The organism is Photobacterium sp. MCCC 1A19761 (assembly GCF_037389125.1).
Lineage (GTDB): Bacteria > Pseudomonadota > Gammaproteobacteria > Enterobacterales > Vibrionaceae > Photobacterium.
In genome coordinates this window covers 131100-142623 of sequence record NZ_JAZGTF010000023.1, presented here as the reverse complement: position 1 = coordinate 142623, position 11524 = coordinate 131100, and the positions used below count along the sequence as shown (strand labels likewise).

Genomic DNA, 11524 nt, shown 5'->3' with positions numbered 1-11524 from the left:
TTGATTGGCTGAAAGTTAATTCTGGAGAAATAGAGCTTTCTTTTTACCAAGGCGTCGTTCATAGCGATTCCACGTTTTATGTACTATATGGTGTATTTTTACTTGGTGCAGTAATAGCGGGGCAAGTCTATAGTCGTACAGAATCATCGAAAAAAGCTTAATAGAACCATCAAATTGATGACCTTCCGTCGCGTTTTTTGGGCTTGGCGCGAGCGCCGGGCCGGGGAGGTTTACACTAGACTATAAACGACGCACAGACAAAAAGGCGAACCACTCGGTTCGCCTTTTTTATTTCAAGTTCCCCCGCTCACGGAGCGGGGATACCCGATTAGTCTTCCATGTAGTTCTCGATGCCTGGGCATGAGCACACCAGGTTGCGATCACCGAAGACGTTGTCAACGCGGTTGACGGTCGGCCAGTATTTCGCCGCTTTGGTGTGTGCAGACGGGAAGCAACCCAGTTCACGGCTGTAGCTACGGTTCCATGCTTCTGCCATCAGGTCAACCTGGGTGTGTGGAGCATTCACCAGCGGGTTGTCCTGAAGATCCCACTCGCCATCCTGAACACGGGCGATTTCATGGCGAATCGCAATCATCGCGTCACAGAAGCGGTCCAGCTCGGCCAGATCTTCAGACTCGGTTGGCTCGATCATCAGAGTGCCAGCAACCGGGAATGACATCGTCGGTGCGTGGAAGCCGTAGTCCATCAGACGCTTCGCCACATCTTCTTCGCTGATGCCGGACGCTTCTTTGATCGGGCGAATGTCGATAATACATTCGTGGGCAACGCGGCCATGAGTACCACGGTACAGAACCGGGTAGTGCGGGCGCAGACGCTCCATGATGTAGTTGGCATTCAGAATCGCCAGTTTGGTCGCTTCAGTCAGACCGCTTTCACCCATCATCGCGATGTAGGCGTAAGAGATCGGCAGAATCGATGCAGAGCCGAAGTTTGCCGCAGAAACAGCGTATTGCTTGCTGTCAGTTTCTGTCTTCTCGACATGGCCCGGCAGGAATGGCGCCAAGTGAGATTTCACACCGATAGGACCCATGCCCGGACCGCCACCACCGTGTGGGATACAGAAGGTCTTGTGCAGGTTCAGGTGCGAAACATCTGAGCCGATAAAGCCAGGGTTGGTCAGGCCAACCTGTGCGTTCATGTTTGCGCCGTCCAGGTACACCTGGCCGCCGGCTTCATGAACCAGCTCACACACTTCCTGAACAGTTTCTTCGTACACGCCGTGCGTTGAAGGGTAGGTGATCATGATGCAAGACAGGTTGTCACGGTGTTTTTCGATCTTCGCTTTCAGATCTTCAACATCGATGTTGCCTTGCTCATCACAGCCAACCACCACGACTTTCATCGACACCATCGCCGCAGAAGCCGGGTTGGTCCCGTGGGCTGAGCTTGGGATCAGACAGACGTTACGGTGGCTATCGCCGTTGGCTTCATGGTAGCGCTGAATCGCAATCAGACCCGCATATTCGCCCTGTGCGCCAGAGTTCGGCTGCAGCGAGAAGGCATCATAGCCGGTGATAGAACACAGCATTTCAGACAGCTTGTCGGTCAGTTCTGTATAACCTTGTGCCTGATCCGCCGGGACGAACGGGTGCAGGGCACCGAATTCCGGCCAGGTGATAGGGATCATCTCGGCAGCAGCGTTCAGTTTCATGGTACAGCTGCCCAGCGGGATCATGCCGTGAGTCAGTGAGTAGTCTTTGTTTTCCAGCTTTTTCATGTAACGCATCATCTGGCTTTCGCTGTGATACGAGTTGAAAACAGGGTGGGTCAGGTACTCGCTGGTGCGGCGGCAGCTTTCTGGGATCGCAGCAAACTCGTCAGCAGCGATATCCGCTGTGAACATGGATGCTTTCAGCGCGTTGTCGCTGAACAGGCCCAGCAGGGTTTCGACATCTTCAACCTTGGTGGTTTCATCCAGGCTGATGCCCAGTTGGGTGTCGAATTTGCGCAGGTTGATGCCGGCATCCAGTGCCTTTTTGTAGAGTTCGTTCGTTTTCTTGCCGGTGTTTAGCGTCAGGGTATCGAAGAAGCTGTCGTTGGCCAGCTCGATCCCGGAGTTACGCAGGCCTGCTGCCAGAATTGCGGTCAGGTGGTGAACGCGGCGGCCGATCTTGCGCAGACCTTCCGGACCATGGTACAGCGCGTAAAACGCAGCCATGTTCGCCAGCAGCGCCTGAGCGGTACAGATGTTTGACGTCGCTTTTTCACGACGGATGTGCTGCTCACGGGTTTGCATGGCCATGCGCAGTGCCTGGTTGCCATTGCTGTCTTTAGAAACACCAATCACACGGCCCGGCATGGTTCGCTTGTGTTTGTCTTTGGTTGCCATAAAGCCAGCGTGTGGACCACCGAAGCCCATCGGTACGCCGAAGCGTTGGGCAGAGCCGATCACGACGTCTGCACCCATTTCACCCGGCGCTTTCAGCAGAGTCAGGGCCAGCAGGTCAGAGGCAACAGCAACCAGTGCTTTTTTCGCGTGCGCTTTCTCAATCACTTCCGTCAGATCGGTCACCTGACCGGTTGTGCCCGGATATTGCAGCAGGGCACCGAAGACATCGTGGTTGTCCAGCTCGTCGATTGAGCCGCTGATGATCTCAATGCCGATGTAGCCGGCACGAGTACGAACCACGTCGATTGTTTGCGGGTGCAGGTCGTTCGAGACGAAGAAAGCTGCGCTCTTGCTCTTACCGGCACGCTGACATAACGTCATGGCTTCGGCAGCCGCCGTTGCTTCGTCCAGCAGGGAGGCGTTCGCCAGCTCCATGCCGGTCAGATCCATGATCATCTGCTGGTAGTTCAGCAGCGATTCCAGGCGGCCCTGAGAGATTTCCGGCTGATACGGGGTGTAAGCTGTATACCAGCCCGGATTTTCCAGGACATTGCGCAGAATGACGTTAGGTGTGAAGGTGTTGTAGTAACCCTGACCGATATAACTACGGTTAATTACGTTTTTGCTTGCAATTGCTTTCAGAGAAGTCAGCAGATCTGCTTCGCTGAGCGGCTGATCCAGCTTCATCGGCTCTGGCAGGCGAATTGCTGCCGGTACCGTTTCTTCAATAAGCTGATCGACGCTGGCAACACCAATGGTTTCCAGCATAGTTTTTTGTTGTACTGAATTCGGGCCATTATGGCGAGCTGCGAATTCTTTATCATCGCTTAATGCATTTAGAAGAGTCATGTCGGTCATGGTTCTTTCCTGAACTGTTGCTGCTAACCGTGCCTGAGCAATTGCACGCTAGCGGGAAGTCATCGAGAATGGATTGAAAAACGGCTTTTAAGGGGTCTGTCTTAAAAGCCGATGTTTCATTAGTCTTCGTCGATAGACGCCAGATATTTCTCGCTGTCGATAAGCTTGGCTAGCTCTTCAACATCTGCAACTTTGATTTTAGCAATCCAGCCACCTTCATACGGTTCTTCGTTGATCAGCTCTGGGCTTTCTTCCAGCTCTTCGTTGATTTCCAGAATTTCACCAGTTACAGGCGCATAAATGTCTGAGGCCGCTTTTACAGATTCAACCAGAGAGAAAGACTCACCAGCTTCTGTGGTGTCGCCCACTTCCGGCAGGTCGACAAATACCACGTCGCCCAGCAGGCTTTGCGCGTGATCTGAGATACCAATTGTGACTGTGCCGTCACCGTTATCACGTACCCACTCGTGGCTTTCAGCGAACTTCAAATTTTCCATTTCTAACTCCTTGCGCAATGCTTCCGCAGTATTTTTGTCAATTTTCTGGCCCGGTGTTTGGCCGGACCAGGATTTCCATTTCAGAAACCAAAGACTTGGGGTCTCAGGTTTTGCCGATTGTTGTTGTCGATTGTTTTGTATCGATCAATCGTACAATGGGAAACGGCTGCACAGTTTCTGTACCTGCTGTTTCACACGTTGTTCAACGTCACTGTTGTCTTCTGGATTGGCAGCCAGTCCGTCCAGGACATCGCCAATCCATTCACCAATTTGTTTAAATTCTTCAGCACCGAAACCGCGGCTGGTCCCGGCTGGAGTGCCCAGACGGATCCCTGAAGTCACCATTGGTTTTTCAGGGTCAAACGGGATGCCATTCTTGTTACAGGTAATGCCGGCGCGCTCCAGCGCTTCCTCGACTTGGTTGCCTTTCAGGCCCTTCGGACGCAGGTCAACCAGCATCAGGTGCGTATCGGTCCCGCCGGTGACAATATCGCAACCGCGAGCTTGCAGCACTTCGGCTAAAACTTTCGCGTTATTAATCACATTTTTAATATAGAGTTTAAATTCCGGCTCCAGGGCTTCGCCCAGCGCCACGGCTTTCCCTGCAATCACGTGCATGAGCGGACCGCCTTGCAGACCCGGGAAAACCGCTGAGTTGATCTTTTTATTAATGTCTTCGTGGTTGGTCAGGATCATGCCACCGCGTGGACCACGCAGGGTCTTGTGTGTTGTCGTGGTGACGACATGTGCGTGTGGCAGCGGGCTTGGGTGCTCCCCGGCGGCAATCAAGCCGGCAATGTGGGCCATATCGACCATCAGATAGGCACCGACTTCATCGGCGATGGCGCGGAATTTCGCGAAATCGATTTGGCGCGGAATGGCAGAGCCACCGGCAATAATCAACTTCGGCTGGCTCTCAATCGCCAGCTGGCGCACCTGCTCGTAGTCAATCTCGCAGCTACCTTCACGAACGCCGTACTGAACGGCATTGAACCACTTGCCGGACAGGGCAGGGCGGGCACCATGTGTCAGGTGGCCACCGGCATCCAGCGACATCCCCAGAATGGTATCGCCCGGCTGAAGCAGGGCCAGCATCACCGCACCGTTGGCCTGGGCACCGGAGTGCGGCTGAACGTTGACGTATTCACATTGGAAAAGTTGTTTGGCGCGGGCAATCGCGATGCGCTCGACTTCATCCACATGCTCGCAGCCACCGTAGTAGCGACGGCCGGCATAGCCTTCGGCATACTTGTTCGTCAGGCAACTGCCTTGTGCCTGCATCACCGCTTTGGAGACGATGTTTTCAGAGGCGATCAGTTCAATTTGCTGGTTTTGGCGAGCCAGTTCGGCATTGATGCCGGCGTTGACGGCTCCGTCTACCTGAGCAAGGTTGGTGGAAAAGAACATCTCTAAATCGTGGTTTTGGTATGAAGCTTTCATTTCACGTTATCCTCAAGTGCGCCCTATCGGGTGTTCCATTGTTCCAGCGCCGTTGGCTGATTCGTTATTTTGGATAATGCAGGCAGCTAAGTGCTTCAATCAGAAGAAACAAACGAATCTCGACTGACCCTAACAACTGCGTAACATACCTTTCTATAGATAGCCGATCAAACGGAAATTTCCAATAGTGTAACGTTGTTCACTTTAGTGCTCGCTATTTTAAGCAAACGTTTGCGTCTTGTCATGCAAAAATCTATGATGACGGCAAATTTTAGTGAATAAAGTTTGCTGAGCTGCAATGAGAACTGGGGGATTTATCACGTTAAGCCCTTTTCGTAAAAGGGGTTTGATGAGATATCCCGTTCGGGAGCTGATGCTGTTCACATGACAACCCATTGTGGATTCGTCATTGCACCTTGCTGAAAAAGTCATCAATACGAGCTGTGTTTCCTTTAGGAAACTTTGTTTCAAATATGTTGGGTGAGTCAAACTTTTTCACCTGCTGTACTTTTGAGTTTCAGATCGGCTATGCCAGAATGAAGTGAATGCGGTACCAAGGAGAGGTGACATGAGTGATGAACACCCGGTGGATGTCTATCCATCGATGACAGTAGCGAAGGAACATGGAGCGGAGAAAGAAGAAAAGATTGAGCCGCTGCAACTGGGGAAACGGCTGAAAGATTTCAGGATGTCGCTTGGACTGACGCTGGAAGAAGCCAGTAAAAGAACCGGTTTGGCCCGTTCCACATTGTCGAAAATCGAGAATGAACAGATTTCTCCGACCTTTCAGGCAATGCAGAAACTGGCTGTCGGGCTCAACATTGATATTCCTCAGCTCTTTGCGCCACCGAAGCAGATTGTCGCGACCGGCCGCAGAGACATTACCCGTCGGGAAGAAGGGAAGCCGCATCCGACCACAACTTACGAGCATGAGCTGTTGGCCACTCAGTTGACCAGAAAGAAGATGATGCCGTTTAAGTCGCGGGTTCGGGCACGCCGATTCGAAGACTATTCGGACTGGATTCGTCATGACGGCGAGGAGTTTTTACTCGTGTTGTCGGGTGAAATTACTTTCTTTTCAGAGTTTTATGAGCCGGTCAATCTGAGCGAAGGAGACTCTGTCTATTACGATGCGACGATGGGTCACATGCTGGTCTCGGTCAGTGAGGAAGACGCCCTGATTCTATGGGTCACTGCCTCTTAAATACCGTTCATGCGTCAGGTTTTTCGGCTTGGGTGTGAAATCTGTGATGTGGGACAAGTTGTTCACCAGGAAACTTTGTTTACTATAAGAAAATCTGCTTAACATAGTCGCAACAATCGATAAGGATAATAGCCGCACTGCTCGCGGTTAACGGAGTAATACGTATGTCTCAAGAATTACTGGTCACACCTCTACATGCGCTGCATATTGAAATGGGTGCAAAAATGGTTCCTTTCGCCGGCTACGACATGCCGGTGCAATACGCGTTGGGGGTTCGAAAAGAGCATATTCACTGTCGTGAAGCGGCCGGGCTGTTTGATGTGTCTCACATGGGACAACTGCGTTTACATGGTGAAAATGCAGCGAAAGCCCTGGAAGCACTGGTTCCGGTTGATATTATCGACCTGCCTGCGGGTAAGCAGCGTTATGCGTTCTTTACCAATGAGCAAGGCGGTATCCTGGACGATTTGATGGTGACTAACTTCGGCGATCACCTGTTTGTTGTGGTGAACGCTGCTTGCAAAGAGCAGGATATCGCTCACCTGAAAGCCAACCTGCCTGCTGATGTTGAACTGGAGCTGATTGACGATCGTGCACTGCTTGCACTTCAGGGCCCGAAAGCGGCGGAAGTACTGGCACGCCTGAATCCGGCCGTAAGCGACATGGTTTTCATGGATGCGGCCAAGGTTGAACTGATGGGTGTTGAGTGCCTGGTCAGCCGCTCGGGTTATACCGGCGAAGACGGTTATGAAATCTCTGTCCCAGCGGACAAATCTGAAGCGTTGGCGCGTGAACTGCTGTCTCAAGCGGAAGTTGAGTGGATCGGTCTGGGTGCGCGTGACTCGCTGCGTCTGGAATGTGGTCTGTGCCTGTACGGTCACGATATCGACACCACCACTACACCGGTTGAAGCGAGCCTGTTGTGGGGGATCAGCAAACCGCGTCGTGCGGACGGTGAGCGTGCCGGTGGTTTCCCGGGTGCGGACTTGATCCTGGAGCAGATCCAGACCAAAGACGTTGCTCGCAAACGTGTCGGTCTGATCGGCCAGTCGAAGGCCCCGGTTCGTGAAGGCAGCAAGCTGTTCGATGCCGATGATAACGAAATCGGTATTGTAACCAGTGGTACGTTTGGCCCGACAAAAGGCGCCCCGGTGGCCATGGCCTACGTGAAAACTGAACTGGCGGCGATCGGTACGGAAGTCTTTGCAGAAGTCCGTGGCAAAAAACTACCAATGACAGTAGAAAAAATGCCATTCGTACCGCAAAACTACTATCGTGGTTAATGATCTTACTGATTAGTCAAAGAAAAAGGAGCCTTGTGCTCCTTTTTCTTTATTGTGAATTTGTCTCATAAATAAGCAGCTGTCCTGTCTTGCTATCCGCTTCACTTAAAGATGTTGAATTGCCTTGATGTGAGGGTGGGAAGACCATGAAACTGATTGCATTTTTAATGGCAGGATGTGCCTTCATGATCGTCGCGGCTGCGCAGTCAGAAAGCTTGTTGATGTCTTATGAAGAATACATGGCGCGCTGCATGGACACATACGGGCAAGACAGAACGACAAAAAGTGTCTGCGAAGCACAGTTCCAGGCGATTGAGAAAAAAGAGCAGGCGTTGATGGCTCAGGCAGATCCTCTGGATGACTCAGATCGTTTGCCTCTAAGTCTGGATGATCAACCGCAACGAGCGGATTGAACAATGTGGGCGGTGAGTCGCAGGCTCTATCCCGAGCTGTCATCGAGTTGTCATTTGTTCAGGTGTGATTTAGTTTCGGCGATTAGTATCTCTGGATAGCCCCATCAGTATAATGCTCGATATGGATGGTCGGGACTGGTGGCGGATGTTTGTACGTGTTATGCAGGAGTGCTGATGAAGAATGTATTGTTTGAGGTACTAATGAGTATCGCTGCGATCGTTGCTGCCGTAGGTTTATTTACCCTGGCATGTTCCGCATCGACTTGATTGGCCGGAATTGGTCAGCAATATTTGCTGAAGTCTGCCACAAGCGATAACGTGGTTTCTATGGTCTGAATGAAGAAAAGCACCCTGAATACGGGTGCTTTTACGTTTGGGCAATTGCTTTCAGTTTTTTAAACGCGGGCAAATGGCCCGCTTACCTGAAGGCATCAGTGTTCATCCCTGCCGTTACGGTGATTGTCAGTGGTGCTTTTGGCAGTTGAATGACCACATCAACACCGTTCGAATCGTTGCGGTTTCTGAGTGTGATGATCCCCTGATGATAATCAGTAATCAGCCGGGCGATGAATAACCCCAGGCCCAGATGAGGCTTGGTTTGTTTCTCCTGACTACGGACCGACACCATCGAGTTGAGCAACTGATCGGCCATATCCTCAGGCAACAAAGGCCCCTGGTTACTGATGGTGAGAATCGCCATGGTGGCGTTTTCGGTCAGGCTGACCTCAATGGCGTCCTGATCAGCACTGAAGTCTTCGGCATTGGCAATCAGTTTATCCAGCAGCTGGGCCAGGTAATCGGGTGCGCCGATGATCTCAATATCCCCCTTACCGAGCCGGAGGTCAAAACGCTGGTTCGGAAAGGCCAACTGGTAGCCCTGCATACAACCGGCGACCAATTCATTCAGCGGGAACCGCTCTTTCTCAGCCCCTTGCAGGCTTTGTTCGATCCGCGTCGCTTCCGTCATGCTCGACAGAATGGTACTGAGACGCTGGATCCCATCCTGGGCGCGAGAAATATAACGCTGTGAACTGTCATCGGTGGCTTGCAGGGCCAGGTTCTCAATGGACGAACGAACCACCGCGACTGGGGTACGCAACTCGTGAGACAGCCTGGACGACAGGTTCTCCAGATAGTGATTATATTGGCCGAGACGCCCGACCATCCCGGCTAAGCTGCGGGATAAATCGCCGATCTCATCGGTCTCCCGGGTCGGCGAGATCGGCTGGCGAATACGGCCTTGGCTGTCGATGGCTTGTTCAGCTTCATCACGCAAACGGCGGATCCGAGAAGAGATCTTCGAGGCGAACAAAAACAGCGTCAGGGTGCCGATGGCAATAATGGCGAGGATGGCGTTGAACAATTGTTCCAGCGCCCGGTTCCGCAGGGTTTGGATCCCGAGGGTGGTTTCTTCGGCCACAACGGCCCCCATCACGTTTTCACCCAGCCAAATCGGGTAAGCCGCTGCCAGAATCATCGCCTTCCCGTCGGCTGACGGACGCCAGTGAGAGTATCCCCGGCCGGTGAGGGCTTGTGAAACATGGACCCCGCGGATCAGGTTGGCATCCTGACTGGTATCTTCAAACGGCTCGGGTTTACTCAGCAGGAAGCGATAATAGAGTGGGTGCAGGAAACGTTCTTCGAACGCAGCCCACCAGGAATTATCCTGGCTGGCATATTTCACCGAAGTGGACCAGACCCCGTCAGACTGCTGGATATCGCCAGTTTGCGCCAGAACGCGCTGGTGGCGATCGATCACCCACAGCCGGGTACTGGTATGCCCCATGCCCTGAAGAATTTTCTCTATTTCGGGCGAGGGGACCAGGACGGTGCCGAGGCGGCTTTGGTTTGAAGTATTGGAGGTGCCGATGATGGTGTCGATTTCCCGGTTTTGCCGGTTGTTAATGTCATAAAACGCAAAGCCGAGCTTGTTGCCGACAAACGACAGCGGCAGACGAAGTTCAATATTGTAGCCGTCCTGGGTTGTTTTCCAGTAGCCCTGGATTTGCGGTTGCATCATCAGCGCCGCAGTGTCGGTAATCTCATCCTGGATCTGCCAGGCATTGACCCAGCCATCTTCGTAAGCTGAAATCACATATCGGAAAAACTCCCCGTCCGGGGAAGTCATTGCGAGGATCAGATGGTCATTCCGGTCGACCCGAATGGCGTTTTTGCGCCGCAGGATCGGGTTGTGATCAGCGACTGCAAAAACGGCATACAGGTAACCGTCATATTTCCCGATCAGGTGACGAAAGCGAATACTGTTATCCGTGTAAGGGCGGCGGCTGAATTGGACATAGTCCTGACTATAGCTGAGCATTTTATCGTCATAATCGGTCCAGTCGTTAAGCTCGCCGTCGAGCTGAATCGGATTTTTCAGATCAAATGCGTACAGGTCGCGGCCGATTTTGACCGATTCCAGAAAGCTTGCCTGATCGCTGAACAGGTTTGGCCGCTCATTCAGTGCCGTGGCAACTGCACGCGTGGTGCCAATCAGGGTTTGCTCCTGGCCCTGGCGCATCAGCTGCTCCATTTCCTGAATGAATTTATAGCCGATCCCGGGGAGAACCAGCAGGAAACTGGCGATCAGAATCACTTTGGTACGCAGACCAAAAGCTGGTTTCGGCAGGTTCAGACGCCATGTGCTTACTCGCCCCATCGGTACCCCATACCATAGACGGTGTTGATCCGATCGAACTGCGGATCAAGCTGCAGGAATTTTTTCCGGATGCGCTTGATATGGGAGGTAATGGTGCTGTCATCGACAACCACCTGAGCTTCGTCCATCAAATCATGACGGCTTTTGACATGGCCCGGGCGTTTGGCCAGTGCATACACCATCCAGAATTCGGTCACGGTCAGCTCAATGCGGTGCTGGTTCCAAAAGACCTGCATTTTGTTTTGATCAATGGTGAGCGAGCCGCGTTCCATCAGGGTTTCCTGGCCGGAAGGTGTGGCCAGCAAATCGCTGCGCCGGAACAGGGCGGCGATACGGGCAATCAAATGCGGCAGGCTGATATCTTTCGTCAGGTAATCATCCGCGCCCATCCGCAGCCCGCAGACGGTATCAAAGTCGCTGTCCCGCGCGGTCAGGAAAATGATTGGTAACGTCGGGGACATGGCCCGCAATGCCTGGCACAGGGTAAAGCCGCCGTCTATCTCATTTTGCAGGCCGATGTCGATAATCGCCAGATCCGGCAGGTTGAGTTCAAACGCGGCCTGCGCGTCCGGGCGATTATCGAAGCCCTGAACGTGATAACCGTGTTTTTCCAGAACATCCATGTAATTTTCGCGGATTGCAGTTTCATCTTCGACAATGGCAATTTTCTTCATAACAAACCTTTGCTGCGCGGTGCCAGACTGAACGAATTTCAGATGGCAGATTGTGGCAATGTGCTGACTATACATCAAAAAATAAGCGTTAAAAGGTCAGTGCAGCGATTGCCCTTTTTTTGCCACAATTGATCAGCAGATTGCCT

Annotated in this window: 8 protein-coding genes; 3 read left to right on the top strand and 5 right to left on the bottom strand. The window is 52.4% G+C overall.

All coding sequences use genetic code 11. From position 1 onward, the window contains the following. Positions 1–328: 328 nt before the first annotated feature. The 3 genes from gcvP to VV869_RS18695 form a co-directional block, all read right to left on the bottom strand. Positions 329–3199 (bottom strand): aminomethyl-transferring glycine dehydrogenase, encoded by a 2871-nt coding sequence (gene gcvP, locus VV869_RS18705; protein WP_443147340.1) that lies wholly within the window; start codon positions 3197–3199, stop codon positions 329–331. 128 nt (positions 3200–3327) lie between these two features. Next, the gene (gcvH, locus tag VV869_RS18700) at positions 3328–3705 is read right to left on the bottom strand and encodes a glycine cleavage system protein GcvH (protein WP_261604222.1); all 378 of its coding nucleotides are present in this window, start codon (positions 3703–3705) and stop codon (positions 3328–3330) included. Between the two features lie 144 nt (positions 3706–3849). Further along, entirely contained in the window at positions 3850–5145 is a 1296-nt protein-coding gene (locus VV869_RS18695) for a serine hydroxymethyltransferase (protein WP_337736428.1), read from the bottom strand. A 568-nt stretch (positions 5146–5713) separates the two neighbouring features. Between VV869_RS18695 and VV869_RS18690 the strand changes: the two genes are divergently transcribed. The 3 genes from VV869_RS18690 (at position 5714) to VV869_RS18680 (ending at position 8045) form a co-directional block, all read left to right on the top strand. Then, complete coding sequence (locus VV869_RS18690) at positions 5714–6349, top strand: helix-turn-helix domain-containing protein (RefSeq protein WP_337736426.1); 636 nt, start codon at positions 5714–5716, stop codon at positions 6347–6349. 164 nt (positions 6350–6513) lie between these two features. Next, complete coding sequence (gene gcvT / locus VV869_RS18685; RefSeq protein WP_337736425.1) at positions 6514–7632, top strand: glycine cleavage system aminomethyltransferase GcvT; 1119 nt, start codon at positions 6514–6516, stop codon at positions 7630–7632. Positions 7633–7778: 146 nt separating this feature from the next. Next, a complete protein-coding gene (locus tag VV869_RS18680) occupies positions 7779–8045 on the top strand; it encodes a hypothetical protein (protein WP_337736424.1) in 267 nt (88 codons plus the stop codon). Between the two features lie 418 nt (positions 8046–8463). Here the strand turns inward: VV869_RS18680 and pdsS are convergent, their stop codons facing one another. Continuing rightward, a complete protein-coding gene (pdsS, locus tag VV869_RS18675) occupies positions 8464–10704 on the bottom strand; it encodes a proteobacterial dedicated sortase system histidine kinase (RefSeq protein ID WP_337736423.1) in 2241 nt (746 codons plus the stop codon). Then, the gene (gene pdsR, locus VV869_RS18670; protein WP_337736422.1) at positions 10692–11378 is read right to left on the bottom strand and encodes a proteobacterial dedicated sortase system response regulator; all 687 of its coding nucleotides are present in this window, start codon (positions 11376–11378) and stop codon (positions 10692–10694) included. Before pdsR ends, pdsS begins: the two co-directional genes overlap by 13 nt. Positions 11379–11524 lie beyond the last annotated feature (146 nt).